We start from the raw sequence: 26245 nt of genomic DNA, 5'->3' as shown, positions 1-26245 counted from the left end.
AACGCCACCCTTTAAGCCCCCTCTCCTTCCGGGAGAGGGGACCAAAGTCAAACGCAGATCTGAGCAGCGCCACCCTTTAAGTCCCCTCTCCCTCCGGGAGAGGGCTAGGGTGAGGGTGAGGGGCTCTTGAGGCAGCTTTTTACTGCCCTCTGAGTTCCTTGATCTTGGCCAGCACCCCGGCCGCCGTCTGCTCACCCATCATCTGCGCGCGAACCTTTCCCTTCTCATCAATGATGTAAGTCACCGGCAACGCTTCGCTGCGCGGCAAATCAAAGTGCTCCGCCGGATCCTGAGCCAAAACGGTAAAGGTAATGCCCATTGCAGCACTGGCATCACTCAGTTCCTTGCCCTGCAAACCGTCGAAGTTAACCCCGAATACGCCTACCGATTGCCCCTGCAACTGCTGCTCCAGCGTATTCAGTTCCGGGATTTCAATGCGGCATGGCCCACACCACTCAGCCCAGTAGTTAATCACCTTCCACTGTTTGTCCAGACGTTCGGAGGCGATCTTCTGTCCATGCTGATCGACCCCGTAATCATTGCCACAACCGGCTAGCAGTAAAGTAGCGGCAACAGCAACTACCACCATGACTCGCTTAAACATCTGTTGATCCTTCTCAGTAAATTCGCTCTAAAAGCCAAGTGACAGCGCTGAATAACCGCGCACGGTTCAGGCAGAGTCGTCAGACGGGTAGAATAGCCGCCACCTTACGCAAGAAGCGACCCGCACATGACCGATCTGACGCTTTATCACAATCCGCGCTGCTCGAAATCGCGCGGTGCGCTGGAACTTCTCGAAGCCCGAGGCCTGGCGCCAACGGTTGTACGTTACCTGGACACGCCGCTGACAGCCGTACAACTGAGCGCCCTGCTGCGCAAACTGAACATAAGCGCCCGTCAGTTGCTACGTACAGGCGAAGAGGAATACAAAACCCTTAACCTTGCTGACGGTAGCCTAAGCGAAGCCCAATTGATCCAGGCGATGGCTACCCACCCCAAGCTGATCGAAAGGCCGATTCTGGTCGCTGGCGATAAAGCCGTCATCGGTCGCCCACCGGAAAAAATCCTGGAGATCCTGCCATGAGCACGCCCTACATTCTGGTGCTGTATTACAGCCGTAATGGATCGACCACTGAAATGGCCCGGCACATTGCCCGCGGCATTGAACAGGCGGGCATGGAAGCGCGCTTGCGCACTGTCCCGGCTATTTCCACCGAGTGCGAAGCCGTCGCCCCGGACATTCCAGCCGAAGGCGCGGTATATGCCAGTCTGGATGACTTGAAGCACTGCTCAGGGTTAGTCCTTGGTAGCCCGACCCGCTTTGGCAATATGGCAGCCCCGCTCAAGTACTTTCTGGATGGCACCAGCAACCTGTGGCTGACCGGCGCACTGGTGGGCAAACCGGCTGGCGTCTTCACCTCGACCGCCAGCCTGCACGGTGGACAAGAAACGACTCTGCTGTCGATGATGATGCCGCTGTTGCACCACGGCATGCTCATCACCGGCCTGCCTTACAGTGAGTCGGCACTGCTCAACACCACAGGCGGCGGCACGCCTTATGGCCCAAGCCATCACGCCGGCGCCGATGGCAAGCGCAAACTGGACGAGCATGAAATAGCCCTGTGCCGGGCGCTCGGCAAGCGTTTGGCAGAGACGGCCATGAAGCTGGACCACAGCCGTGGCTAAAAAGCCCAAGGTGCTGCCTTCCATCGCGTGGCTGGCGCCACGGGTGAGGCTGATGCGGGTTTTGAGTCTGGTGTGCTTTTTGGGCCTGATCGGGTTGCTGTGCGTTTACTACCTGGCATTCGCCAACCTGCATGGCGCACGCCCATGGGTGATCCTGCTGATAGAACTGGTGCCCTTGCTAATTGTGTTGCCCGGCATGTTGCTGGGCAGCGCACGGGGCCACTCTTTCACCTGCTACGTAATCAATCTGTACTTGATAAAAGGCGCACTGGCGGCGTTCGACCCAAACCGCCAGCTCTTTGGCTTTCTGGAAATGACCGTCAGCGTGGCGGTGTTTATCAGTGCCATGCTGTATGTACGCTGGCGCTACCAGTTAGATCGGCGCTTGTCAGGTGAAGGCACCCCCGTCAGTGATTCACCGTAAACGCCAGCATCTGTGACAATTGGCACATCGGCCGACCGCTTTCGGCATGCCACTGGTTGAAAGCATTCTGCACAATGGCCAAATCCCTCAAACTGGTCGGCGCCTTGTCGACCAGTTTCTGGGCATTGAGTGCCGCGACCACATCGTAGCTCGGCACAAAGGTGTCTTTACCCACCATGCGCAAGAAGCGCGGCGCCGACAACCCACCGAGCTGATGCCCATGTTTGGCCAAATACTTCCACAACCCCACTATGTCTGTGACCGGCCACTGCGCAATAAACGCGCCGAAGCTGCCGTGCTCGTGGGCGATGTCCAGCACCATTTGCGCATTGCGCGGCACGCTCTTGAGCTTGCCCAGATGGCGGATAATCCGCGCATCCTGCATCAACCTTTCAAGGTGCTCAGCGCCCATCAACACTACTTTTTCAGGATCAAAACCAAAGAACACCTCTTCAAATATCGGCCATTTGCCGTCAACTACGCTGTGCTTGAGCCCGGCTCGAAAAACGCGCAACGCCAAGGTCGACAAATATCGGTCGTCAGGAATGGCCCGTAATTGCGCCGGGGTTCGCGGTACGGGCAATTCGGCTTCCAGAGCGGCTACAGAACCAAAGCGGTTCAAACAGTATTCGTGCAGCCATGTGTAGTCGCGCATGCCCCCTCCTCTTGATTACGACAGGTTAAGCAGATTGACGAAACGCGGCGTCGCCGTTTCATCCATTTTCAAGCTGGCAAAATCAAACAGGCTACGGTCCGCCAACTGGGACGGGTTAACGTTCTGCAAGCTGCGGAAAATGCTCTCGGTGCGGCCCGGAGTTTTGCGGTCCCACTCCTGAAGCATGTCCTTGACCACCTGACGTTGCAGGTTCTCCTGGGAACCGCACAGGTTGCAGGGAATGATCGGGAACTGCTGCAAGTCCGAATACGCCTGAATGTCTTTCTCGTTGCAGTAGGCCAGCGGCCGGATCACTACATTGCGACCATCATCAGACAGCAATTTGGGCGGCATGGCCTTAAGGCTGCCATTGAAGAACATATTGAGGAAAAAGGTCTCAACGATGTCATCTCGATGATGCCCCAGTGCCATCTTGGTGGCACCAATCTCGTCAGCAAAGGTATACAGTGTGCCGCGACGCAGTCGTGAACACAGGGAGCAGGTGGTCTTGCCTTCCGGGATCAATTCCTTGACCACCGAATAGGTGTCTTTTTCAACGATGTGATAGGCCACACCCAACGCTTTCAGGTAGGCGGGCAATACGTCTTCTGGAAAGCCCGGCTGCTTTTGGTCCATGTTCACGGCGACAATCTCGAACGAAATCGGCGCAACCTTTTGCAGGTGCAACAACACGTCCAACAGCGTGTAACTGTCTTTGCCGCCCGACAGGCAGACCATCACCTTGTCACCGTCTTCGATCATGTTGAAGTCAGCCACCGCCTCACCAGTCAATCGACGCAGGCGTTTCTGGAGTTTGATTTGAGAGACCGAAAAACTGCCCATAGCGCTTCAATTCCGCGAGTTAAGACCAAAAGCCGGGGATTTTACCCAAAATTGTCCGTTGCACGAAGCCCCCCTCCTTAGCGCGAAAGAGGGCAACGCGATTAAGCCTGCAATTGACAGTACAAGATGCTCTTAAGCGTCAGCTTTTATTCAGCACCACCTTTCCTATACTGCGAACTAAGAACGCAAACCCACGGGTATACGCGTCCCACTGGGGGTGCGGCTTATGCAGGAGTGATCGTCATGCTTAATCATGTTGTGGGACTGTTTACCCACCCCGATCAGGAGTGGCGCCAAATACGCGGTGACGCGCAAGAAAGCATTGGCCACATGTACCTCACACACACCCTGATTCTGGCGGCCATCCCTGCGGTCTCTGCGTTTATTGGCACGACTCAGCTGGGTTGGGTCATCGCTAACAACGGACCGGTCATGCTCACGGTCGAGAGTGCACTGTGGATGACGCTGATGTCGTATCTGTCGATGCTCGCAGGTGTAGGAGTCATGGCCGCATTCATTCATTGGATGGCCCGCACCTATGACGCACTACCGAGCATGGCGCGCTGTGTGGCGTTCACGACGTACACCGCAACCCCATTATTTATAGGCGGGCTGGCTGCGCTCTACCCGCATTTATGGTTCGGCATGCTCGTGGGTATCGCTGCAATTTGCTACACGGTGTATTTGCTCTATATAGGCATGCCGACGTTTATGAACATTGACCCTGACGAAGGTTTTCTATTTTCAAGCTCAGTGTTGGCGGTGGGCCTGGTCGTGCTGGTATCGATGCTGGCTTTTACCGTCATCGTCTGGGGAATGGGGGTCGGGCCGGTGTACACCAACTGACCGCTGGGCACTTCACAGGTTCGGAAACCTTGCGGCTTGCGGCATAATCACCGCCTCTGGAGAACCGAACAGCATGCCCGAGTTGCTCAATACACGTGTCGAAGACTGTTTCAAACAGGCCGAAGTGTTTTTCAAACGGCCTTTCAAACGCCCGGTGGTCAGTTTCAAACTGCGCGGACAAAAAGCTGGCGTCGCCCATTTGCATGAAAACCTGCTGAGATTCAATCCGCAGCTGTACCGCGAAAATAGCGAAGATTTCCTCAAGCAAACGGTGGCCCATGAGGTCGCCCACTTGATCGCTCACCAACTATTTGGTGACCGCATCAGCGCCCACGGTGAGGAGTGGCAGTTGATCATGCGGGGGGTGTATGAGCTGCCGCCCAATCGTTGCCACACGTACGCCATCAAGCGGCGTACCGCCACGCGCTATATCTATCGATGCCCTTGCCCGGACAGCGACTTCGTGTTTTCTGCCCAGCGCCACGGCCTGGTCAAGCAAGGCCGTGGCTACCTGTGTCGTCGTTGTCGCAATACGCTGGTGTTCAGCGGCGAAACCCGGGTCGAATAAACAGCAAAAAAAACCCATCCGAAGATGGTTTTTTTTATAGGGCCAAACTTACTTCAGCGTCGACGGTGCCGGGCCTTCTGGCACACCCAAGTCGTCAGTCGGGCGCATATCAGTCAGCGGGCTACCGCCGCTGGCCAGCTCGACCTGCAGTTTGTCTTCGTCCAGCTCGTTCACCCACTTGGCAACCACCAGTGTCGCCACTGCGTTACCGATCAGGTTGGTCAGGGCACGCGCTTCGGACATAAAGCGGTCGATACCCAGAATCAGCGCCAAACCGGCAACCGGCAAGTGGCCGACCGCCGACAGGGTGGCTGCCAATACGATGAAGCCGCTACCGGTCACGCCAGCAGCCCCTTTGGACGACAGCAACAGCACCAGCAAGAGGGTGATCTGATGAGTAATGTCCATGTGCGTGTCAGTCGCCTGAGCGATGAACACAGCCGCCATGGTCAGGTAGATCGACGTACCGTCGAGGTTGAACGAGTAGCCGGTTGGAATCACCAGGCCAACTACCGACTTCTTCGCCCCCAGACGCTCCATCTTCACCAGCATGCGAGGCAATGCCGATTCCGACGAGGAGGTGCCCAGTACAATCAACAGCTCTTCACGGATATAACGAATCAGTTTGATCACGCTGAAACCGTGAGCGCGGGCAATACTGCCCAGAACCAGCAACACGAACAGCACACAGGTGATGTAGAAGCAGATCATCAACTGGCCCAACTGCACCAGCGAACCGACGCCGTAAGCACCAATGGTGAAAGCCATGGCACCCAAAGCACCGAGGGGCGCCAGCTTCATGATCATGTTGATGATGTTGAACATCACATGGGCAAAGCGATCAATAAAGTCCAGCACCGGCTTGCCGTAGGCACCCAGGCGATGCAGGGCAAAACCGAACATGACCGAGAACATCAGCACTTGCAGGATGTCACCGTTGGCAAAGGCGCCCACGATGGTCGACGGAATGACGTTGAGGATAAAGCCGACAATGCTTTGATCAGCACCGGCGGTGACGTAGCCAGCAATCTTGGTCGCGTCCAGCGTAGACACATCAATGTGCATGCCTGCGCCCGGTTGAACCACGTTTACGACTACCAGGCCGATCAGCAGTGCAATGGTCGATACCACTTCAAAGTAGAGCAAGGCATAACCGCCGGTCTTGCCGACCGATTTCATGCTTTGCATCCCAGCGATACCGCTCACCACCGTACAGAAAATGATTGGCGCGATGACCATCTTGATCAATTTGATGAAGCCATCACCCAGTGGTTTGAGTGCTACGCCGGTTTCCGGGTAGTAATGACCGAGCAAAATGCCGATAGCGATAGCTACGATCACTTGCACATACAGGGATTTGTACAGTGGCTGACGAGTCGTCATTGCAAAGTTCCTCAAGTGCATCACTCAATCATCATTCCATCTGAGACCGGTGACGCCTAAAGCGCGAACCCTCCTGCACTTGGAGGGATTTGTTGTGGCGAGCTGCTCTAACGGCAGACCTCTCAGGCTTACTGCAAGCGGCGGGCCAAGATGGGAAAAGGGCTGATTCTGTTAGCCCTTCTTGAAATACCCTACAAGACAGCAGGGCTGTAGCTGGCGGATTTCCGCCCTTTGTGAGGTTAAGAAGGCATGAGATGGCGGATTCCCGCCTTAGCGGAGTGTCATCGTCATCGCTGACGAGAGCAAAGGCTGCGACAGTGCGAGAGTGGCTGAAAAACTCTGAGTACCCGTTCAGGCTGATAGATCGAGGAGTGATTGATTGGCGAGCGCTGCGCACTCGATCGCAGCCTTCGTTCCTCGGCAGCGACTACGGGTGTCAGGTTTTAAGGGGGGAATCAGTTCGCAGCGGGGAAATGAATCCGAAACGCCGCCCCGCCCAGTGAGGAGTCATCCAGGGTCAGTTGTGCGTCGTAGCTTTCGATAATGTCTTTAACCACCGCCAGGCCAATCCCCTGCCCTGCGTGTTGGCGATCAAGACGTTCGCCACGCTGAAGAATTCGCGCTCGCTGATCCGGCGGTACGCCAGGGCCGTCGTCTTCAACGCAGATTTCAATGCCATGGGCATTTCGATGCAGGCTGATGCGCACCTGGCTAAGGCACAGACGGTAAGCGTTTTCCAGCAAGTTGCCCAACAGTTCCAGCAGAGCATTTTGCTCGATGGGCACGTGACTCATCTCCGGGATGTCGTAACTGACCTTGACTTGCTTGTCTCGGTACACCTTGTCCAGCGTATCGCACAGGCTTTTTACCACCGGCAGTAGCTCGACCTGATGGCGCACCAAACCGCTTTTACGCAAACTGGCCCGTTGCAGTTGGTAGCTTATTTGTTGGTTCATACGTTCAATCTGGGTTTGCAGCACCCACGCTTGTTCACGATCTCGCGGCCGCTGGGCCATGCTTTCGCTGACCCCTTGCAACACTGCCAACGGGGTTTTCAAGCTGTGGGCCAGATCATCCAGTGAGTCTCTGTACCTCGCGCGCTGTTCACGCTCGCTTTGCAGCAAACGGTTCAGGGAACCGGTCAATCTCAATAATTCGCGAGGATGCTGTTCACTGAGGCTTTCACGCTCACCGCTTTCTATCTGGTCCAGCTCCTGACTCAAGCGTCGCAAGGCACGTAACCCCCAGGTCAAACCAATCCACAAGAGCGCCAGCAAAACAAACAAAGCGGCCCCAAACCCCAAGTACAGGTTTTCACGCAGCCCGGCCAAGGTCATGTTGTATTCGCGCATCGGTTGCAACGCTACAAAGCTGAAGGCAGCGCTTTTGCCGCCCAGCAGCTTGACCTCCACGTCATAGACGAAAAATTCCTGACCGTTGTCTTCGCGGATGCTCGCAAACTCATTACCGCGCCCGTCGTAACGCGGTCTGTAATTAATGCTTTCTTCCTGAGTGGCTCTTGAGCGCCATACCAGGTGGCCTTCACGGTCATAGATGTAGCCGAGCAGGCGACTGTCCGGCAGGTTGAACTGCTCATCCGGTAGTAACGCCGGCATTTTCAAGGTGTTTTTTTCGACACGTGCCGCCGAGATCAGCGTGGTCACGTCCGATGCCAGTCGCTGTTCGATGGCATCTTTGAGTGCCAGGCTGAACGCCCCTTGCATGGCCGGTAACAAGGCCAACATAAACAACACCGCCAACAACGTAGCCGCCAGCATCAGTCGAATGCGAAGCGAACGAATCATCGGCAGCGCTCAGTGAACAAGTACCCCAACCCCCGCACGGTATCGATTGGCTTAAAGCCGTTTGCCCCCTCAAGCTTGCGTCGCAGGCGCCCGACCAGCACCTCGATCACATTCGGATCACGCTCCTCGTCATCCGGGTAAAGCTGTTCCATCAGTCGGTCCTTGGCCACCACCTGTTGGTGATGACGCATCAGGTATTCAAGGATTCTGTATTCATAGGCCGTCAGCGCCAACGGCTCTCCTTCAAGGACCGCTTGCTTGCGATTGATGTCCAGCACCAGCTCGCCCGCCACTATGGTCGATTGAGTAAAGCCGCTGGAGCGTCGTAACAAGGCATTAAGCCGTGCTTCGAGTTCTTCAAACTGAAACGGCTTGACCACGTAATCGTCAGCGCCAGCCGCCAGCCCCTCCACCTTGTCTTGCCAGTTGCCACGGGCCGTGAGAATCAGAATCGGAAACGTCTTGCCCCGGGCACGCAGTTGGCGAATCAAGTCAAGCCCGCCCATACCGGGCAAACCGAGGTCAATCATGGCCAAATCATGATTGAACTGCTCACTCTGGTACAACGCCTCCTCGGCATTGGCCACCGACTCCACGACATGACCTCGTTCGCTGAGTCGGGTTTGCAAGTGATGGCGCAACAACGCCTCGTCTTCAACCACCAGCAGTTTCATCACGCTCTCCCAAGCCAAATCCGAGTCCCTAAAGACCTCATCCCCCATTGCACAGGGCCACCATACGGGGTTGGCCCTGAACAGACTCTGAACATGCACCGCTCATCTTAGGCTACCCAGCCTGCTCAAGACCCGGCAAAATGCCCGCCATGAATCGACCCTTCGCCCTGCCCGCTTGTTGCACCCCATTGCGCACCGACTGGCCTTTGCCCCAAGCGCTGCCAGACAGCGTATGGGTAAGCACTGAGTTCAACCCGGCACAGCTCACTGACGATGACTTTGCACGCACAGCCGTTGCGATGCCCGCCAGTATTCAACGCTCGGTTGCCAAACGCCAAGCCGAATATCTGGCTGGACGCTTGTGCGCCCGCGAAGCGGTGTTGCAACTGGATGGCACCCTTGCAACACCGGGCATTGGCGAAGACCGTGCACCGCAGTGGCCAGCGCATATAGGCGGATCAATCACCCACAGCAATGGCCGTGCAGCCGCACTGGTTGCATTGAAAAGGCATTGGTCCAGTGTAGGCATTGATCTCGAAAACCTGCTCACAGATGAACGCGCCCGGCGCCTCGCCAAGGAGATTCTCACACCGGCTGAACTGCAGCGCATGGCATCCACACCCGCACACTGCGTGGCGCACCTCGTGACCCTGACCTTTTCGGTCAAAGAAAGCCTGTTTAAGGCCCTCTATCCGCTGGTGCAAAAACGCTTCTATTTTGAACACGCCGAAGTCCTGAGCTGGTCGCAGGAGGGTGCTGTACGCCTGCGCTTACTCACCGACCTGTCTGCCGAGTGGTATCACGGCCGCGAACTCGATGCACAGTGTGTTCTGTTTGAAGGGCAGTTGCTCAGTGTGGTGGCGATCAGGGCTGACACCGCCCCTGTCGCCTCCACACGTAAACCTAGGCTTTAGCCCAGATTTACAGAGGACTGATAGGCTTGCACAGTCAGCTCTTCAATCAACCGTTCAACTTTCTGATCGCGCTCATCGGTGAGGTGTTGCCCTCGCTCGCGTTCCACCTCTGGCGAAAGCCCTTCCTCTGCTGAGAGTTTCTGATAGTCACTCAAGAACTCGGCTTCGATGGGCTCGAAACGCTCGGCGTATTTGTTTTTTAGAAATTCACGCCAGAATTTCTCTTGCCTGATGGAGTACATAAATGCCGGAGAGCCGTCCATAGCCCGCACGTTGTCACGCGCTTCATGCACCTTCGGGATTAAATCAGCCACGATTAACTGGTAAATCATTTCGCGGGTTTGTGTGGGTAAGTCGAGCGATTCAACCAGTTCCACACGGAACAACAGTTGCACTTCCGCGACATCCCTCATGTGACCGGCTTTAATTTGCTCCTGCACTACAGCGTCAGCCATCTTGTCGACTTGCCTGAGCCTGAACAGCTGCTTGGCTAATTTGAACAATGGCATTTCAATCTGCCCATCTGCAGCAGACATTTCGGCCTGACGGATCAAAACCTGGATCTCCATATTCTCCAACATCATCATCGCGCCATCCCCGCAAGTGCGTTCATCGTAAAAAATCGACTTGAACAGCACATCCCGAAGTACGGTGTCGGCGAACATTTGATCGATTAATATCCACACCCGATTTATCAATAAATCCCATGCCCTGGGCGTGAATTTCGGTTTGTCCGCCACCATGAAACTCAACAAGTGGAAGAACTTCTCGGATTCATTGCCAAACCCTTCAAGCAGGGCCCATTTCTGCGCTTTTTCCTGTCGCTGGGCAGCGTTAAAGCTCGCCATTAGCCAAGGGAAGATATTTTTTGCATTACGCAGAATGTTCCTCAGGTCAATCGAATGAGCAACAGCCGGAATATAGCCAAAATTGATCCCGGTCTCGCCCCAGTAAGTAATGATCCTGTCGCGGCTTTCATCTGATAAAGCATTACCTGCCAGCCTGACAGCGCGATTAGCATTTGCAGGCATTTGCACATCAAATACCGCCAAAGGGACATTGGTAATTTGATTAAGCCGCAAATTCGCAAGTTCAAGGTGAGGCAACGTCCATAATCCGTCGGGAAAAACGCTCACTTCTGCACGCTCAAGGCTCAACTCCCGCAAAGCAGTCATTCGGCTGACGTCCAGCGGGGCACTTATTGAGTTGTTATCCAAGAAAAGCGCCTCTAGCTGAGGCCGATTAGTCAACTGCTCTGCCATTTCAGCCGTGAGAGAAATGTAGTTGTGTGAAAGTTCTATTGACCTCAAATCCGGCATATTCGAAATGGCATGCGGAAAACTGATTAGACGGTTGTTCGACATGCTGAGAGTGTGCAGTTGGGTGAAGCGACTCAAAAATTCGTTAGACCCTGAACGTAAATTCATGGAGTCCATTCGCAGCGCACGAATATGACTGAAATCACCCGTAATAGCGGGTAGATCACCCACATCAAAACCATGAAGATCGAGTACCGGCCCAATGACAGTGCCGTCAGGCGCTTGCAGATCGGGCGTTTCCCTGCGCCATGCGCGTATGATTCGCACAAGCACCTGACGCCTGTGGCCTGGGGCTACTATTCCAACATGACTGGTCCCAGTTGGGTATATCTCGACCTGAGCCCATGCATTCAATTGAGTTTGCAGGGTATTAAACTGAATCATATTCTGCGCCAATACACCGAGTTGGGACGCTTCGGTGCCACCTAGATCGTCCAGAAAACGCACAGCTCCTTCATAGTTCAAACCTGGATACAACGTGCGGACTTGACGCAACACTACGATGGAGTGGCTGGAGCCATCGAGGCTGACTGTGAGTGGATAGGCAATGAACGAGCTATCGACATTCATGGGCGGTATGCGTGGAGGAAGAGGCGGCTCCAGGCCCAGCAGTTTTTGAACTTTGACCCGATCTTTGTGAGCCTGCTCACTTATTTTCTCGCCCAGTGTCTGAACATCGCTGCTGTCTTTGACCCCAATAGCCCTATGCTCTTCAGGCTTGAGTAAATGCAAAATGGAAGACAATAAGTTGTTGTTGATGACAGACGTCTCGTTGATCGGTTGGCCAGTTCGGGAATACGCAAGATAACGCTCATCCCGTTTGACCAGTACGTGCGAATTGTCGAATTGCTCAGTGCCAATGCTGTCTATCAGCTCTCCACCGAGTTCGTTGCGACGCACTTCCAGTCGCAAGGACTGAGGCCAGCCCGGTAATGACTGCAACGTATGCAAGGTGATCTTTTCGCTGTCCGCAGAGACTGTTGCGTCCAAATACAAACCTTCAAAGGCTCGTGTTAGGCGCACTTCCCTGAGCGTCCAGGTGATCTGCTCAGCCAACCGAGGAGGAATCATGTTTTTATCGAGAAAATGGGTCCGTTCCGTGGCGCTCGTATGAATGAGCAGATTCTCGATGACGCTTTTCGGCAAGAGGGGGTAATGCTTTTGAACAAGCATCACATGAGGGTCAGCACTGTGCTCCTGGTTCTCGTAAATCGATTTGAAAAAATTGGCTTCGCGTTTAAGCGCATGCGTTGCAATCCCCTTGGCGAGGGCAAGCATGCGTGATTCGACCACCGGGTCGTATTCACCCAGCAATGTACGGGTTTCGGTCTCGTTCAGAGCCAACACAACCGTACGCAGCAGCCGACCTTTATCCATCTCACCCGCATTGACTTGAATACGTGTCAAGTTATCGCTCAGATCACTTCCATACTCTTTCAGGGTATTGCCTTGCGCGTCGACGATGCGCAGCACTTTGCTCTGTGGCCAACCGGGCAAGCTTTGAATCAGCAACAGTTGAAAGTCGGCTCGCGCACCGGTCAGGGTGTGGTGGGCTTGCATTTTATGGACGAATGCCTTGATGTTGTCCTCGATCCGGAAGCGCTTGAGCGTATCGATCAACAAAGGTGGCGGCTTAAGGTTATTGAGATGAACCTGAAGCAACACGCCCTCACTGGTATTGCTGACCGCCATGATTTGATCGCCCACTTCATCGCTAAAAGTGACGGGCTCGGCCCGTAAACGACGCAAGAGTTGATGCTTGGACCAGCGCTGCGGATTGTCGGTTTTCTGCCGCCATGCGCCATCGTAGTTGTGCTCCAGAACAGGCGTATTGACGCCCACTTTATCCGGGTGAACCATGCGCCACTGGAGGAGCGTGGTATCAAACTCCACCCGATACACCGCGCCATACAGAGACACATATTTTTTGCCCTGTATCTCGTAGAGCCCTAGCTCGCCCTGGGGCGGATCATTCGCCAAGGTGATCTTTTGTTCGTATTGAACGGTGGTCCTGTCCCAAAGGTTTACCTCGCCATTGGCCTCACGATTACTCAGCAGGGCATCAGCCAAGGTCTTGCGCAAGCCGGCAATGCTGGCACCGCCCTCCATGCCCAGTGCCAATCGCTCCTCATGATTGAGGTACTGACTGAGCGCAAGAAAAAAACTGTCCGGCGTCAACGTGAAGGTAGTACTTCTGCCAGTGAGCGAGCTGATTGCCTCATACGTCCCACTGCCGTGATGTTTAAGTAGAACGGCCCTTTCGTCTGGTCGGGAAACGACTTGCGCTGAACTGTCCGGATCAGTAATAAGCAGCCTGCGGTCAAGCTTGTCCTCTAAAACGCCCCGAGCGAATTCACGTACCCATCGATCACTGTCGAGGTTGAAAACCCGTCGGTGATAAATAGCGTCCAGCACTTGATCCACGCGTAGTTTGACTTTCAATCGGTTCGCCGCATGGGTAAACGGGAGCGGCTGGGAGTTTTGCTCCAGCGCCCGCGTCACGTCTCGTGCGTTAAACGGATGGGCAATCAGCAACTGCTCAAGGCACTCAATAGATAACGAGGCGTTGAGTTCGTGCAACTTGGCCAGCAACGGTGTCGTGGTGTCCGAGATCGGTGGGTAGAGCAGCGGTAAATATTTTTTGCCCGGACTTAAGCTGGCAGCAGGGTCGCTGCGTGTGTGGCCTTCAAGCCGCGTGAGGGCATCGAACAGCACGTGCTTCTCCTCCCTGGCCATGATGGCTATTTGTTCTCGCACCAGGGCAATTCTTCCTGCCTTGCTGATGTCGGGATTACTCTCAAGCCCCAGGGTTGCTGTTTGCGGAAGTTGATCAAGGATCAATGTGAACATCTGCTCTATTTGAGCGCTGCCTTGGGCAACAGCATCGCTCGCCACATACCCGCCATTGTCGAGACGCTTGAGCTGAACGCGATGAAGCGGGGTGCCCGGCCGATAATCCTTGCCATAGGTTTCGATTAATTGCCCATGATGATCTAACACATCCAGCACGGTGTCGGCGGGCCAGTTAGGCAGTTGGGTCAACACGGCAAAAACCGCACTGTCAGCGTTTACGGGCATTTCCCCGCGCAAGGGCAAATCACTGATGATTTGATCAATCAGCCTGTCTGCCAATAGCCGCCGTACGCCATCGGCTAATGGTCCCGGAACCGGATCGCCTTGCCAGACGCCTTGGAGTTGCTCTCGGGTGGCAGCCGTAATATCCAGAGTGCGCGCAAGGCCAGTCACCTCGGTGTCGTGTCGGGTGTCGATGGGTAACATGCGCTGCAACAGCTGCTGAGCGTCCAGTGCCTGTACATCGTCAAGCACCAGCCCCCATGCCTGGCGATCCGCCTCGAATTTCACTGCAGGCTTGAAGGCATGGGCATCTGCCGATCTCAAGATGTAATGCTTGGCGTGGGTGTCGTAAGTCACTTCAACTACTAAGCTCTGATCACCCTCCTGTACCTTGGCGAACAACTTTCCATTGATCTCATACAGGCCATCTGCGGTGGGCGTCAGGTGCTCGATAGCGCCCGCATCCAAGTGCGAATAGGGACCTAAATCGGGGCGCCATAAATCAACGGTTCCGTCTGGCAAGATGACTTTGCGTGGCCGACCCAGGGTCGTCCATAAGGATTGCATGCGCTGGCGGTGTAACCTGGAGGCAACACCGATCAGTCGGCCGCTGATGAGCAGATCGGCCGTATCGTTGAGGGCGCTGGCAAAGGTATTGGCTTCGCCTTTGAATGCCTCCCTCAAACCTTGCAAGAAACTGTAAGACAAAGAACCGAAAACTGCGCCCTGCATAAGCTTGTTAAGCCCCAGTACACCGCCGGGCACAGGTGTGGTCAGCAAACTCAGGACTTCTCCTGCGAGGTCGGCCAAGGCCTCCTTGAAAGCTTTCCAGTCTTGATCAGCTGTGCTGGTTGCCAACAGATTGAGATTGGCGCGATAACGTCGAAGCTGGCGATCAGCAATTGCTCGCGCGAGAGGCAGTGAAGGGCTTTCTTTTACTTCGACATGGACTTGCAAGCTATTTAGGTCGGGTTCGGGAAATACCCCCGCAAAACTGTCATACATAATACCGGCCAGCCACGACATTCCCTGAGGCCTGGGCTCATCACCCAGCAACTTGATAAAAGCGCTCAAGTCTTTTAACGCCAAATGCTTGAGAAGCCAGCCGAGCTGGTGAGTACCAGCGTCTCGCTTGACCTGCTCTTTAAAGTGATTGAACGCGCGCTCTACATCTTTATGCCATAAAAGCGCCCCACCCTTGCGCTGCGGGAAATAACTGAAAACACCCGTAACCTGTTCCACCTTGATGATGAACAGAGGTAGCGGCATTTCATTGGTTCCGACGAAGGCATATTCAGAGCCCAAACCGAACAGCAACCTGCCGTTATCACCCGTGGGCACGGGAGGACTGATAAACGGGTTTCTTTTAATCAGGCCAATTGAAACCGGCCATATGTGAGGAGCGATTTCCCCCTTCAACATGCGGAGCAATTGATCATGGCCTTCGCGAAGCACTTTTGAATCGAAGCTTTTTCGAAACGCTTCCAACAATTCGAATTCAAACGTTGCTTTAGCCGAGGCAATGACCCGTTTCGTCAATGAACCGTTAGCGCCTGCAGCCTCGTCCAGCAAGACTTTGAGCTTGGTGCCCAAGTCCATTTTGCGCACTATCGCTATAAAAGGACCTGCAGGGTGACCCTTTAAACGGCTGTTGTAATCGATATGGCTAGCTTGCTCATAGCTGAAGGGCTTGAGCAAAACTGAATCGGTGCGATAACTGAAATTCTCGCACGCGGTATCCCATAAACTCACAACACGTACGTGCTCTTTAAACTTGGCTTCATCCAGTGCACGGGTCGTGCGCGGAGGAACGAACGTGTATGTGCCTCCCTGCGCAGAGGGCTGCCCCTGAGTCATGCGCGTCATGACCTCAATAAAATCTTCTTCGACGATATTTTCACGATAACGCGTATAGATCCGCGCCTGATCAGGGTCGATATCCTGGCCTAGCAGAGTCTTCAGCTCACGTTTTAGCTCTGCAATGTGAGTGGTTTTAAACACATCCTTGATACGTTTGATCTCATCGTCGACCGCCTTGGTCGCCGCTTGAGAGTCACGATTAAGCTGGGGGTAGCGTCTTCTCTCTTCATCTGTCAGTACAGCGAAGTTTTCTTCGGTAATGGTAAGCAGGTGAGAAAGGGCTTCTTTTTCTGCCCACTGTGTACTGGACAGAAGCAACGGTGCGCGCAGGCGCACAGGGGGAATTGGGGACGTCATTTTCAGATCTCCTTGGGCAATTGACCCAAAGTAGCGATGACCCCTGCTCGCGATGGCGTAGATAAATAGTCACCCGAAAAAATAATCAAAGGTGCCCGCCTCCACCCTATTGCTGTCGTCATGTTAAGGTTTGCGCCCCTTGAAAGCGCGCTGCTCCCTATGCCACTCACGTCCCGAATATTGCGTTTGGCGCTGTATACCGTGTTGATTCTGATGGGCGCCATCGCCGCAGGCAGTTTGGCCATGCGCCAGGCAAAGCAGCACGCCCTGCAAGAAATCGCTCGACGTGGTCCGGAACAATTGAGTTTGTATGCAAACTCGTTGCACACCGTCATAGAGCGCTATCGCGCCCTGCCTGTCGTGCTGGCGCTTGACCCTGAGCTAATCTCGGCGCTGGCCCAGCCCGTCACGCCCAACGTTCAGGCACAGCTCAATCGCAAACTGGAACGTATAAACGGCGCTGCGCAGTCCTCAACGCTCGAGCTGCTGGACAGCACCGGCTTGGCCGTGGCGGCCAGTAACTGGAGAACCACACACAGCTATGTCGGTCACAACTACGCCTTCCGTCCGTACTTTAGCCAGACACGAAGCCAGGGCACCGGCAGCTTTTATGCAGTGGGCGTGACCAGTGGAATTCCTGGCTACTTTATGTCCAGCGCTATTTACGCTGCCGATGGCCAGTTTTTGGGAGCGATGGTCGTCAAGCTGGAGTTTCCCGAGCTGGAACGCGAGTGGAGCCTGGGTAAAGACACGCTGCTGGTCAGTGATAAACGCGGCGTTGTGTTTCTCGCCAATCAGCCCGGCTGGCGCTACGGCCATCTGCGTGAATTGAATGACCGTGATCTCAGCGAGATTGCCCTGACACGCCAATACGACAAACAGCCACTTAGGCGGATTACCGTCAACACCTTGCACAGTTTTGCCGATAACAGCTACTTGACACGAGTCGACAGCACCGAGGGCCCTGTTGACTATTTATGGGGCAGCCATGCGTTGAACCCCGAGGGCTGGACACTGCACTTGCTGCGGCGTCCGGCGATATTGGCCGAAGATACCCGCAATGCTGCTCTGGCTGCGGCGGGTCTGTGGTTGGCACTTGTATTTCTGGGGCTTTTCTTACTGCAACGGTGGCGACTGGCGCGCTTACGCCAGCGCAACCGTGAGGAGCTTGAGCAATTGGTTGAGGCCCGTACCCGCGATCTGCGTACTGCGCAAGATGGCCTTGTGCAATCTGCCAAACTCGCGGCATTAGGGCAAATGTCGGCGGCATTGGCCCATGAAATCAATCAACCGCTGACGGCTCAACGCATGCAATTGGCGACCCTGCGTCTGCTACTGGATCACGGCCGTATCGAAGAGGCCTACAAAGCGCTGATACCGCTGGAACAAATGCTAACCAGAATGGCCGCACTCACGGGTCATCTAAAAACTTACGCCCGGCAAAGCCCTAGTGGTTTGCGCGAAAGGTTGGATCTCGCGAGCGTTGTCGATCAAGCCTTGCACTTGCTGGCGCCTCGACTGAACGAGGAGTCCATCGACCTGAAAGTTGACCTGATACGCCCGGCGTGGGTACGCGGCGATGCGATCCGTCTGGAGCAAGTGCTCATCAACCTGCTGCGCAATGCACTGGACGCTCTGCACGACAAACCCTGCAAACAGTTGGCAGTGCGCATCAAGGCCGACCAACAACGGTGGTATTTGACCGTGAGTGACAGCGGTGGCGGGATTTGCGATGAGCATTTGAGTAAAATCTTCGATCCTTTTTTCACCACCAAACCTGTCGGCGAAGGATTGGGCTTGGGCTTGGCCGTCTCTTACGCCATTGTTCACGAAATCGGCGGTCGCCTGACCGCTTCTAATCATGCCGATGGCGCGCAGTTCACGCTGACGCTGCCTGTCGCACAGGAATCATGAAGCATGCTCAACTCGGTAATCGTGATTGATGATGAGGCCAGCATTCGCAGTGCCGTTGAGCAATGGCTAAGTCTGAGCGGCTTTGAGGTGCAATTGTTCAGCTGTGCCGAAGAATGCCTAAGCCTGTTGCCAGCGCACTTTGCCGGGGTGATTGTCAGTGATGTACGTATGCCGGGCATGGGCGGTTTAGCCCTGTTGACCCGCTTGCAGCAGGTTGACCCGGACCTGCCGGTCATTATGCTGACCGGGCACGGCGATGTGCCAATGGCCGTTGAAGCCATGCGCAACGGCGCTTATGACTTTCTCGAAAAACCCTTCAGCCCTGAGGCGTTGTTAAGCACCCTGCGACGCGCGCTGGAAAAGCGCCAACTGGTGTTGGAAAACCGCCGTTTGCACGAGCAGGCCGACCGGCGCGAACAGATAGAGGGGCGGTTGCTCGGCGTTTCGAGCAGCTTGCAGACCCTGCGCCGACAAATCACTGATTTGGCACCCTTGCCGGTAAACGTGCTGATACGCGGTGAAACCGGCAGTGGCAAAGAGTTGGTTGCCCGCTGCCTGCATGATTTTGGCCCGCGGGCCGACAAACACTTTGTGGCCCTGAACTGCGCAGCCATACCTGAGCACTTGTTTGAGGCCGAGCTGTTTGGTCATGAAAACGGTGCATTCACCGGCGCGCAGGGCAAGCGCATTGGCAAGCTGGAATACGCCGACGGCGGCACGTTATTTCTCGACGAAATTGAGAGCATGCCACTGGCGCAGCAAGCCAAACTGCTGAGGGTCTTGCAGGAACAAAAACTCGAAAGACTGGGTTCCAACCAGAGCATCCATGTCGACTTGCGGGTGATTGCAGCGACCAAGCCCGACCTTCTTGACGAGGCCCGCGCTGGGCGTTTTCGTGAAGATCTGGCGTATCGCCTGACGGTGGCCGAGTTGCGCTTGGCACCGCTACGTGAACGTCGCGAAGACATTCCCATGCTCTATGACGCTTTTTCACGCCATGCGTCGCAGCGCTTGGGACGCAGTGCAACGGCCTTGACCGGGGCGCAACTGTCGTACCTGCTGTGCCACAGCTGGCCGGGTAATGTGCGTGAACTGGCTAACGTCGCCGAACGTCACGTACTGGGTTTAGACACCCCTCAGTCCAAGGACATCGACGCGGACCAATCGCTGGTTGCGCAACAGGAAGCCTTTGAAGCGCAGTGTTTGCGGGCGGCGTTGACGCGGCACAAAGGCGATATCAAAGCGGTGCTACACGAGCTGCAACTGCCGCGCCGCACGCTGAATGAAAAAATGCAACGTCATGGGTTGGTGCGTGAGACGTTTTTGATGATCGAGTAATCCCTGCCACCCTCACCCTAGCCCTCTCCCAGAGGGAGAGGGGACTGACCGCGCGCGGGTTCAAGATGCCCGCCTACCTTCTAAGCCCTCTGAGAGGGACTGACCGCACGCGGCTTAGATAGCACCACCAATTAGCCCCCTCTCCCTCTGGGAGAGGGCTGGGGTGAGGGACTAGAGGGGCTTGAGATGATCGGCGGATTTCCGCTCATCACTTCATGAGAATCAGCGGATTTCCGCTCACTCCTTGCCATTCGCCCCAATAAACCGGGCCTTCTAGTCTTGGCACAACTCCTGCTATAGCCCCGCAAGCTCGCGTTTTGTCGCGCTATAACAAAACCAAGAAAAAAAGGATCCATTCAATGGACAATTCAAGCACCCTGCCTGCCGGGGCCGCGTCTGCGGCGCCAAAAGTCAAAACCACTTCCAGCCGCATCAAATCCATCTTCAGTGGTTCCGTCGGCAATATGGTCGAGTGGTACGACTGGTACGTTTACGCCGCTTTTTCGCTGTACTTCGCCAAGGCCTTTTTCCCCAAAGGCGACACCACCGCCCAATTGCTCAATACCGCGGCCATCTTTGCCGTGGGGTTTTTGATGCGCCCTATCGGCGGCTGGCTGATGGGCCTGTACGCAGACCGTAAAGGTCGCAAAGCGGCATTGATGGCTTCGGTTCTGCTGATGTGCTTCGGCTCGCTGCTGATTGCACTGTCTCCCGGATACGAAACCATCGGTGTCTGGGCGCCCGTCCTGCTGGTGTTTGCCCGTCTGCTGCAAGGTTTGTCCGTCGGTGGCGAATACGGCACCTCGGCCACTTACCTCAGTGAGATGGCCACCAAAGAACGTCGCGGCTTCTTCTCCAGTTTCCAGTACGTGACCCTCATCTCCGGTCAGCTCATCGCGCTGGGTGTGTTGATCGTGCTGCAACAAACCCTGACTGAAGAGCAGCTCTACAGCTGGGGCTGGCGTATTCCGTTTGTGATCGGCGCGCTGTGCGCTGTGGTCGCCTTGTACTTACGACGTGGCATGGAAGAGACCGAGTCGTTCAAAAAGGTCAAAACCAAACCTAAAGAAAGCGCCATGCGCACCCTGATGCGTCATCCAAAAGAATTGTTGACCGTCGTGGGCCTGACCATGGGCGGGACGTTGGCGTTCTATACCTACACCACGTACATGCAGAAATACCTGGTGAATACGGTAGGGATGAGTATTTCGGACTCCACAACCATTTCTGCCGCCACGCTGTTTCTGTTCATGTGCATTCAGCCGCTGGTGGGCGGGCTGTCAGACAAAATTGGGCGACGCCCGATTCTGATTGCCTTCGGAGTCTTGGGCACCCTATTCACGTATCCAATACTGACCACACTGCACACCATCACCACATGGTGGGGCGCGTTCTTCCTGATCATGGCGGCGCTGATCATTGTCAGCGGGTACACCTCAATCAACGCAGTGGTGAAAGCGGAACTGTTCCCTACCGAAATTCGTGCGTTGGGCGTGGGCCTGCCATATGCACTGACGGTGTCGATTTTTGGCGGTACGGCCGAATACATCGCCCTGTGGTTTAAAAGCTCGGGCATGGAAACCGGTTACTACTGGTATGTGACCGGTTGTATTGCCTGCTCCCTGATGGTCTACGTGACCATGAAAGACACACGCAAGCACTCGCGAATCGAAACAGACTAAGCATTTTACCTTTCAACGCTTCAGAAACCCGGCCCCGGCCGGGTTTTTTCTTTTGGCTCATGCCCAAAATTAATGGCCCGTTAATACAGTTAGCCCACTATCAATTTCAACCCACTCTCAGTTCACGACTGCCTTGAGTAGGTCCCGCGAAGGGATTATCAAGCATTCAGAACCCGTAAGAGGCTGGGCTAATAGATCTAATAACCAGATTATAAACTGCTACTTTTTGCGCTTTTTAATCAAATTATTCAGCGTAATCTTAAACCCATACCCAGGGCATACCGCCCTTATGAAACAAGGAGCCTGACCATGAAAACTCAATTAATCCTCGCCGCTGCCCTCTCGGTTCTGGCATTCAATACCTTTGCTGCGGATGGTTACGACCGTACCCATTCTTCGAGCTTTGCTGAAGATGGCTATAGCCGCACGGGATCTGCCGCTGTTGCAGCTGACGGTTATGACCGTACGCACAGTGCAACCTTTGCTGAAGATGGCTACGATCACACTCACTCAGCCACGTTTGCGGAAGATGGCTACGACAATACCCAAGGCGCTCGCTTCAGCTAACCCACTGAAGTTGTCTGTGTAGCCCGGCCCTGGCCGGGCTTAGTCGTTTTTGGGGTACCTGAAAGCGGGTCACTGATCGCGCAGTGAACGTAACCATGAATTGAGGAATACGGGGTGCTTGCTACCCTTCTCAGCCCGCGGCAGCGACTCCAGAGTCAAGACAGGCTTTGTCATTGCGCGAAATGCCCCGCACTATATGAGTCCTCTATTTCGGCGTTTGCGGATTCTGCCCATGTCTGACGATATCCATTTCTACGAACCTTCCCAGGGGCACGGCCTGCCCCATGATCCGTTCAATGCCATTGTCGGGCCGCGCCCTATTGGCTGGATTTCATCGCAGGACGCCGAAGGCCGACTGAACCTTGCGCCTTACAGCTTTTTTAATGCGTTCAACTACATCCCGCCGATCATCGGGTTTTGCAGTGTGGGCCGCAAAGACAGTCTCAATAACATTGAGCAAACCGGCGAGTTCGTCTGGAACCTGGCCACCCGCCCTCTGGCTGAGGCGATGAACCAAAGCTGCGCAATGGTCGCACCGGACGTCAATGAGTTCGAGCTGGCCGGGCTAACAACCGCCGCCTCACGTGTCGTGAGCGTGCCACGTGTCGCCGAGACACCGGTGTCGTTTGAATGCAAGGTCACACAGATCATTCAGTTGCAAAGGGCCGATAAGGCACTCGTACCCAGCTGGCTGATTCTGGGCGAGGTGGTGGCGGTGCATATCGCCAAACACCTGCTTAAAGACGGGATTTACGACACCGCGGCTGCCGAGCCTATTTTACGGGGCGGTGGCCCGGCGGATTATTTCCAGCTGGGCCCCGAGGCACTGTTTAAAATGCACCGCCCACGTTGACTACCAGACCAGCTCGGCGTCTTCAGTGACGCCTTGCAGGGCTTCAAGCTGTTGCGTTGCGGCGGCATCAGCCGCAGTGGCGGTTTTGAAGGTCTGGTCAGGCAAGATTTTATGAAAACGCGGCGCTCCGCCTTCGTACAGCGCTTTGACTGCAATGGCGGCGTGGTAAACACCGGGTTCAACTGGGACAACCGCCGCTACCGCTTCAAACTGTGCAAACTCTTTACGTGCCATGGTTAACCTTCCGGCCATTCAAAACCGGCATTCTACTCGCTTAACCCGCGTGTTTCTGCATGGGGACCGCAACCTCTTCGGTGAACGTCTGGAACTCCAGGCGCTCAATCATCTTCTCATTGAGCAGCACGCTGTAGACCTCCATCACCGAGGAGTTGAAGTAAGCCTGCATGGCGCATTCATCCCGCCAATACCCGGCAACCTGCCATAACAACGGGTCGCTGTCGCATTGTTGCAAGGCAAAGTGCAGGCAGCCCGGCGTCTTCAACGTGGGTTCTATCACGTGCGTGAGGCACGCCTGTACTTGAGCCGAGCACCCGGCGCGGGCATGCACCCGAGTGGTATGACTGACGCAATGGGACTGTGGCATGGTGGCCTCCACACAGAAAGTGACCGTGGCAAGGTTCAAAGCTTAAAGCTCAGCCCCCCGCGCCGTTAGTCGATTCCTGCCCAAGGCTTGCACAATTCTGCAAAAGCACGCTGAAGGTCATCGTCATTCCCCGCGTCTAAGGCAGCACTGCCTGACGCTATTTCGGGCAATACTCAGTGCTCACGGCAGGGCTATTGAAGGAATAACGACTGACACCGACAGGATCAGGCAAGACAACGGCAGAAATCGCCTACCCCTGCTCCTTGCACAAACTTAAGCTGTGTCTACCCGACGCTCTAAATGAGGAAGTTCTGCATGTCGTTACTGGAACGGCCGCACTCCGCGCTCGATCCTGCGCTTGAAAAACAGCGTGTGGAACTGGCCGACCTGATACACCGTCACACGGCGCAGGATGGTTCGTTTGCAACGGACGTCGACGCCTTATTTGTGTCGCGCTACAGCGCCGCCAGCGACTTCGCTCCCAGCTTGCCCAAGCCGGCGCTGTGCATCATGGCTCAAGGCCGTAAAGAGGTCAGATTGGCAGACGAGCACTTCGCCTATGACCCGCTTAATTACCTGGTGGTCTCGGTGTCGATGCCGATCAGCGGGCGCGTGTTGGAAGTGTCCCCTGAACGTCCCGTCCTGGCATTGCGGCTGGACATTGACCCACTGGAAATATCCACACTGATCAGTGATGCAGGCCCGATGGGTGTACCGTCCAAACCGGCCGGGCGTGGACTGTACGTCGAGCCTATCGACCAGCCGATGCTGGATGCCTTGTTGCGATTGACGCGCCTGCTCGATACGCCGAAAGACATCGCCATGTTGGCCCCCTTGATTCGCCGCGAGATTCTGTACCGGCTGTTACGCAGCCCGCAGGGCTATCGCCTGTACGAAATCGCCAGCGAAAACAGCCAGGCACACCGTGTCACTCGGGCTATTTCCTGGCTCAACGGCAACTTTGAACAACCCCTGCGCATCGACAATCTGGCCCGCGAAGCCAACCTGAGCGTGTCGACCCTGCACCACCGGTTCAAGTCAGTCACGGCGATGAGCCCGTTGCAGTATCAAAAGCAGCTGCGACTCAATGAAGCGAGGCGGCTGATGCTCAGTGAAGGGCTTGACGCTTCGGCCGCAGGCTATCGCGTGGGCTATGAGAGCCCCTCACAGTTCAGCCGCGAGTACAGCCGTCAGTTTGGCGCACCGCCTGTCCGGGATCTGGCGCGCCTGCGCATAAGTTCATAGCGCTTAGCGTTGCCAATGCTGTTCATCGATCTCGATAAGGGTCGGCCCGTCGTGGTCGACAGCACGGGCCAACGCCGTGCGTAGCTGCGCCGGCCCTTCAACCGACAACGCCGCACAACCGAGGGCTTTGGCCACGCCTATAAAGTCCGGGGTATAAATATCAACCCCCACCGGTTCAATGGCCCGGTTGAGCATGTACTTTTTAATCTCGCCGTAGCCCTGATTATTCCAAAGCAACACGATAATGGGTGTACGCGCCTCGACGGCGCTGGCCAGTTCGCTCAAGGTGAATTGCAGCCCCCCATCCCCGATCAAGCACAGCACCGCCCCCCCTGCATGCCCGTTAGCACGGCGCCCCAACCAGGCGCCCACCGCCGCGGGCAAGGCATAACCGAGCGTGCCGTAACCCGTTGATGAGTTGAACCAGCGCCGTGGTTGTTCAGGGTTAAAGGTCAGATTGCCGGTGTACACCGGTTGAGTGGAGTCGCCGACACACACGGCGTCCGGCAACACCTCGAAAACGGTCTGCAAAAAGAGGGTTTGCGCACGTGTTGGCGCATCCCAGGTGGTGGCCAATTCACTGCGCAAACGCTGGGCTCGCACCGCGCCCCAATCGGCATCCCGTGGTGACACGTGTCCAAGGTCAGCCAGCAAGGCTTGAGCTGCCAACTTGGCATCAGACACCAGCGCCAGTGTCGGCGGGTAGTTGCGTACGGTTTGATCCGGATCGATGTCGATGCGCAATAACGCGCCCGGAATCTCGAAGCCTCCAGCAAAGGTCACATCGTAATCGGTCTCGGCCAGCTCGGTACCAATCGCCAGCACCACGTCTGCTTCGGCTACAAGCGCCCGGGTTGCCTCCAAAGATTGGGTAGAGCCAATCAACAGAGGGTGACTGGAAGGCAACATACCCTTTGCGTTAATGGTCAAGGCTACCGGCGCCCCGAGTCGCTCGGCCAACCGCGTAAGCACCTCCGCGGCATCAATGGCGCCCCCGCCCGCCAGTATCAGCGGACGCCGGGCACCGGCCAGGCGCTGGCTCATCTGTGTGATGGCCACTGGCGCAGCGCCCGGACGAGCAATACTGACGGGATGACTGGCCAGTAATGCATCGGCATTTTCCACCAGTACATCCAATGGGATTTCAATGTGCACCGGGCGTGGCCGTCCCGCCTGAAAGAGTGCAAACGCTCGCGCCAGCACACTCGGCAGTTCTGCCGCAGACATAAGCGTATGGGAAAACGCGGCAACCCCCGCCATCATAGCGCTCTGATTTGGCAACTCATGCAGCTTGCCGCGCCCGCCGCCCAACTGACTGCGCGACTGCACACTGGAAATCACCAGCATCGGTATTGAGTCGCCGTAGGCTTGCCCCATGGCCGTGGTGATATTGGTCATACCCGGCCCAGTGATAATGAAACACACTCCCGGTTTGCCGCTGGTGCGCGCATAGCCATCAGCCATGAATCCGGCGCCTTGCTCGTGCCGGGGAGTCACGTGACGGATGCTTGAACCCGCCAGGCCGCGATACAACTCAACGGTATGCACACCCGGGATGCCAAATACCTGCTCAACCCCATATGCCTCAAGCAACTTGACCAATACTTCGCCGCACGTCGCCATGTGTCCTGCC

Annotated in this window: 22 protein-coding genes; 12 read left to right on the top strand and 10 right to left on the bottom strand. The window is 55.6% G+C overall.

Going from position 1 to position 26245, the window contains the following annotated elements; all coding sequences use genetic code 11:
* Window positions 1–139: 139 nt before the first annotated feature.
* Window positions 140–604, bottom strand: a complete 465-nt coding sequence (locus tag ACI7MX_RS09995) for a TlpA disulfide reductase family protein (protein WP_314489942.1) — start codon at window positions 602–604, stop codon at window positions 140–142.
* Window positions 605–730: 126 nt separating this feature from the next.
* Between ACI7MX_RS09995 and arsC the strand changes: the two genes are divergently transcribed.
* Genes arsC through ACI7MX_RS09980 form a run of 3 tightly spaced genes read left to right on the top strand, consistent with a single transcriptional unit; the run spans window position 731 to window position 2110 of the window.
* Window positions 731–1084 (top strand): arsenate reductase (glutaredoxin), encoded by a 354-nt coding sequence (arsC, locus tag ACI7MX_RS09990; RefSeq protein ID WP_405587122.1) that lies wholly within the window; start codon window positions 731–733, stop codon window positions 1082–1084.
* Window positions 1081–1686, top strand: coding sequence for an NAD(P)H:quinone oxidoreductase (gene wrbA, locus ACI7MX_RS09985; protein ID WP_405587125.1), 606 nt, complete (start codon window positions 1081–1083; stop codon window positions 1684–1686). The genes arsC and wrbA overlap by 4 nt, the downstream gene beginning before the upstream one ends.
* Complete coding sequence (locus tag ACI7MX_RS09980; protein ID WP_405587128.1) at window positions 1679–2110, top strand: DUF2069 domain-containing protein; 432 nt, start codon at window positions 1679–1681, stop codon at window positions 2108–2110. Before wrbA ends, ACI7MX_RS09980 begins: the two co-directional genes overlap by 8 nt.
* On the opposite strand, the gene ACI7MX_RS09975 is transcribed toward ACI7MX_RS09980, so the two are convergent.
* The gene (locus tag ACI7MX_RS09975; RefSeq protein WP_314489935.1) at window positions 2094–2765 is read right to left on the bottom strand and encodes a DNA-3-methyladenine glycosylase I; all 672 of its coding nucleotides are present in this window, start codon (window positions 2763–2765) and stop codon (window positions 2094–2096) included. The two genes, ACI7MX_RS09980 and ACI7MX_RS09975, sit on opposite strands and share 17 nt — an antisense overlap.
* Before the next feature lie 15 nt (window positions 2766–2780).
* On the bottom strand, window positions 2781–3608 hold the full coding sequence (ttcA, locus tag ACI7MX_RS09970) for a tRNA 2-thiocytidine(32) synthetase TtcA (protein ID WP_314489933.1): 828 nt from the start codon (window positions 3606–3608) through the stop codon (window positions 2781–2783).
* 243 nt (window positions 3609–3851) lie between these two features.
* On the opposite strand from ttcA, the gene ACI7MX_RS09965 reads away from it, so the two are divergent.
* Together ACI7MX_RS09965 and ACI7MX_RS09960 are read left to right on the top strand one after the other, a co-directional pair.
* Window positions 3852–4454 carry a Yip1 family protein gene (locus tag ACI7MX_RS09965; protein ID WP_314489932.1) on the top strand — a complete coding sequence of 201 codons (603 nt, stop codon included), beginning with the start codon at window positions 3852–3854 and terminating at the stop codon, window positions 4452–4454.
* A gap of 73 nt (window positions 4455–4527) precedes the next feature.
* A complete protein-coding gene (locus ACI7MX_RS09960) occupies window positions 4528–5022 on the top strand; it encodes a SprT family zinc-dependent metalloprotease (RefSeq protein ID WP_314489930.1) in 495 nt (164 codons plus the stop codon).
* A 48-nt stretch (window positions 5023–5070) separates the two neighbouring features.
* Here the strand turns inward: ACI7MX_RS09960 and ACI7MX_RS09955 are convergent, their stop codons facing one another.
* The 3 genes from ACI7MX_RS09955 to ACI7MX_RS09945 all read right to left on the bottom strand — a co-directional run bounded on the left by ACI7MX_RS09955 (window position 5071) and on the right by ACI7MX_RS09945 (window position 8884).
* Window positions 5071–6405 carry a dicarboxylate/amino acid:cation symporter gene (locus tag ACI7MX_RS09955; protein ID WP_314489928.1) on the bottom strand — a complete coding sequence of 445 codons (1335 nt, stop codon included), beginning with the start codon at window positions 6403–6405 and terminating at the stop codon, window positions 5071–5073.
* A gap of 455 nt (window positions 6406–6860) precedes the next feature.
* Complete coding sequence (locus tag ACI7MX_RS09950) at window positions 6861–8210, bottom strand: ATP-binding protein (protein WP_314489926.1); 1350 nt, start codon at window positions 8208–8210, stop codon at window positions 6861–6863.
* On the bottom strand, window positions 8207–8884 hold the full coding sequence (locus ACI7MX_RS09945; RefSeq protein WP_122784656.1) for a response regulator: 678 nt from the start codon (window positions 8882–8884) through the stop codon (window positions 8207–8209). The genes ACI7MX_RS09950 and ACI7MX_RS09945 overlap by 4 nt, the downstream gene beginning before the upstream one ends.
* Window positions 8885–9033: 149 nt before the next feature.
* Here ACI7MX_RS09945 and ACI7MX_RS09940 point away from each other — a divergent pair, with 149 nt between their 5' ends.
* Window positions 9034–9798: a 4'-phosphopantetheinyl transferase superfamily protein gene (locus tag ACI7MX_RS09940; RefSeq protein ID WP_314489925.1), complete on the top strand. Its 765-nt coding sequence runs from the start codon at window positions 9034–9036 to the stop codon at window positions 9796–9798.
* On the opposite strand, the gene ACI7MX_RS09935 is transcribed toward ACI7MX_RS09940, so the two are convergent.
* Window positions 9795–16409 carry an NEL-type E3 ubiquitin ligase domain-containing protein gene (locus tag ACI7MX_RS09935; RefSeq protein ID WP_405587136.1) on the bottom strand — a complete coding sequence of 2205 codons (6615 nt, stop codon included), beginning with the start codon at window positions 16407–16409 and terminating at the stop codon, window positions 9795–9797. The two genes, ACI7MX_RS09940 and ACI7MX_RS09935, sit on opposite strands and share 4 nt — an antisense overlap.
* Before the next feature lie 159 nt (window positions 16410–16568).
* On the opposite strand from ACI7MX_RS09935, the gene ACI7MX_RS09930 reads away from it, so the two are divergent.
* From ACI7MX_RS09930 to ACI7MX_RS09910, 5 genes are all read left to right on the top strand, one after another.
* Window positions 16569–18323 (top strand): ATP-binding protein, encoded by a 1755-nt coding sequence (locus ACI7MX_RS09930; RefSeq protein WP_314489920.1) that lies wholly within the window; start codon window positions 16569–16571, stop codon window positions 18321–18323.
* Window positions 18324–18326: 3 nt separating this feature from the next.
* Window positions 18327–19661: a sigma-54 dependent transcriptional regulator gene (locus tag ACI7MX_RS09925; RefSeq protein ID WP_314489918.1), complete on the top strand. Its 1335-nt coding sequence runs from the start codon at window positions 18327–18329 to the stop codon at window positions 19659–19661.
* A 359-nt stretch (window positions 19662–20020) separates the two neighbouring features.
* Window positions 20021–21343 carry an MFS transporter gene (locus ACI7MX_RS09920; RefSeq protein ID WP_405587140.1) on the top strand — a complete coding sequence of 441 codons (1323 nt, stop codon included), beginning with the start codon at window positions 20021–20023 and terminating at the stop codon, window positions 21341–21343.
* 309 nt (window positions 21344–21652) lie between these two features.
* Window positions 21653–21910 carry a hypothetical protein gene (locus ACI7MX_RS09915; RefSeq protein WP_314489914.1) on the top strand — a complete coding sequence of 86 codons (258 nt, stop codon included), beginning with the start codon at window positions 21653–21655 and terminating at the stop codon, window positions 21908–21910.
* A gap of 232 nt (window positions 21911–22142) precedes the next feature.
* The gene (locus tag ACI7MX_RS09910) at window positions 22143–22763 is read left to right on the top strand and encodes a flavin reductase family protein (RefSeq protein WP_314489912.1); all 621 of its coding nucleotides are present in this window, start codon (window positions 22143–22145) and stop codon (window positions 22761–22763) included.
* Here ACI7MX_RS09910 and ACI7MX_RS09905 read toward each other — a convergent pair whose 3' ends face one another.
* Together ACI7MX_RS09905 and ACI7MX_RS09900 are read right to left on the bottom strand one after the other, a co-directional pair.
* Window positions 22764–22997 (bottom strand): hypothetical protein, encoded by a 234-nt coding sequence (locus ACI7MX_RS09905; protein WP_314489910.1) that lies wholly within the window; start codon window positions 22995–22997, stop codon window positions 22764–22766.
* 40 nt (window positions 22998–23037) lie between these two features.
* Window positions 23038–23367 carry a putative quinol monooxygenase gene (locus ACI7MX_RS09900; protein ID WP_405587144.1) on the bottom strand — a complete coding sequence of 110 codons (330 nt, stop codon included), beginning with the start codon at window positions 23365–23367 and terminating at the stop codon, window positions 23038–23040.
* Between the two features lie 315 nt (window positions 23368–23682).
* Here ACI7MX_RS09900 and ACI7MX_RS09895 point away from each other — a divergent pair, with 315 nt between their 5' ends.
* Window positions 23683–24612, top strand: coding sequence for an AraC family transcriptional regulator (locus tag ACI7MX_RS09895; RefSeq protein WP_314489906.1), 930 nt, complete (start codon window positions 23683–23685; stop codon window positions 24610–24612).
* Window positions 24613–24615: 3 nt separating this feature from the next.
* Here the strand turns inward: ACI7MX_RS09895 and ACI7MX_RS09890 are convergent, their stop codons facing one another.
* Entirely contained in the window at window positions 24616–26235 is a 1620-nt protein-coding gene (locus tag ACI7MX_RS09890; protein ID WP_405587147.1) for a 5-guanidino-2-oxopentanoate decarboxylase, read from the bottom strand.
* Window positions 26236–26245 lie beyond the last annotated feature (10 nt).

The organism is Pseudomonas sp. 2024-210 (assembly GCF_045062345.1).
GTDB lineage: Bacteria > Pseudomonadota > Gammaproteobacteria > Pseudomonadales > Pseudomonadaceae > Aquipseudomonas.
Note: the sequence above shows the minus strand (reverse complement) of the source record. Positions and strands in the feature narration are given on the sequence as shown.

What these genes read in the sequence shown, in the direction of transcription:
- ACI7MX_RS09995 (WP_314489942.1), bottom strand. Translation starts at nt 604, where the DNA reads ATGTTTAAGCGAGTCATGGTGGTAGTTGCTGTTGCCGCTACTTTACTG.
- arsC (WP_405587122.1), top strand. Translation starts at nt 731, where the DNA reads ATGACCGATCTGACGCTTTATCACAATCCGCGCTGCTCGAAATCGCGC.
- wrbA (WP_405587125.1), top strand. Translation starts at nt 1,081, where the DNA reads ATGAGCACGCCCTACATTCTGGTGCTGTATTACAGCCGTAATGGATCG.
- ACI7MX_RS09975 (WP_314489935.1), bottom strand. Translation starts at nt 2,765, where the DNA reads ATGCGCGACTACACATGGCTGCACGAATACTGTTTGAACCGCTTTGGT.
- ttcA (WP_314489933.1), bottom strand. Translation starts at nt 3,608, where the DNA reads ATGGGCAGTTTTTCGGTCTCTCAAATCAAACTCCAGAAACGCCTGCGT.
- ACI7MX_RS09965 (WP_314489932.1), top strand. Translation starts at nt 3,852, where the DNA reads ATGCTTAATCATGTTGTGGGACTGTTTACCCACCCCGATCAGGAGTGG.
- ACI7MX_RS09960 (WP_314489930.1), top strand. Translation starts at nt 4,528, where the DNA reads ATGCCCGAGTTGCTCAATACACGTGTCGAAGACTGTTTCAAACAGGCC.
- ACI7MX_RS09955 (WP_314489928.1), bottom strand. Translation starts at nt 6,405, where the DNA reads ATGACGACTCGTCAGCCACTGTACAAATCCCTGTATGTGCAAGTGATC.
- ACI7MX_RS09950 (WP_314489926.1), bottom strand. Translation starts at nt 8,210, where the DNA reads ATGATTCGTTCGCTTCGCATTCGACTGATGCTGGCGGCTACGTTGTTG.
- ACI7MX_RS09945 (WP_122784656.1), bottom strand. Translation starts at nt 8,884, where the DNA reads ATGAAACTGCTGGTGGTTGAAGACGAGGCGTTGTTGCGCCATCACTTG.
- ACI7MX_RS09940 (WP_314489925.1), top strand. Translation starts at nt 9,034, where the DNA reads ATGAATCGACCCTTCGCCCTGCCCGCTTGTTGCACCCCATTGCGCACC.
- ACI7MX_RS09935 (WP_405587136.1), bottom strand. Translation starts at nt 16,409, where the DNA reads ATGACGTCCCCAATTCCCCCTGTGCGCCTGCGCGCACCGTTGCTTCTG.
- ACI7MX_RS09930 (WP_314489920.1), top strand. Translation starts at nt 16,569, where the DNA reads ATGCCACTCACGTCCCGAATATTGCGTTTGGCGCTGTATACCGTGTTG.
- ACI7MX_RS09925 (WP_314489918.1), top strand. Translation starts at nt 18,327, where the DNA reads ATGCTCAACTCGGTAATCGTGATTGATGATGAGGCCAGCATTCGCAGT.
- ACI7MX_RS09920 (WP_405587140.1), top strand. Translation starts at nt 20,021, where the DNA reads ATGGACAATTCAAGCACCCTGCCTGCCGGGGCCGCGTCTGCGGCGCCA.
- ACI7MX_RS09915 (WP_314489914.1), top strand. Translation starts at nt 21,653, where the DNA reads ATGAAAACTCAATTAATCCTCGCCGCTGCCCTCTCGGTTCTGGCATTC.
- ACI7MX_RS09910 (WP_314489912.1), top strand. Translation starts at nt 22,143, where the DNA reads ATGTCTGACGATATCCATTTCTACGAACCTTCCCAGGGGCACGGCCTG.
- ACI7MX_RS09905 (WP_314489910.1), bottom strand. Translation starts at nt 22,997, where the DNA reads ATGGCACGTAAAGAGTTTGCACAGTTTGAAGCGGTAGCGGCGGTTGTC.
- ACI7MX_RS09900 (WP_405587144.1), bottom strand. Translation starts at nt 23,367, where the DNA reads ATGCCACAGTCCCATTGCGTCAGTCATACCACTCGGGTGCATGCCCGC.
- ACI7MX_RS09895 (WP_314489906.1), top strand. Translation starts at nt 23,683, where the DNA reads ATGTCGTTACTGGAACGGCCGCACTCCGCGCTCGATCCTGCGCTTGAA.
- ACI7MX_RS09890 (WP_405587147.1), bottom strand. Translation starts at nt 26,235, where the DNA reads ATGGCGACGTGCGGCGAAGTATTGGTCAAGTTGCTTGAGGCATATGGG.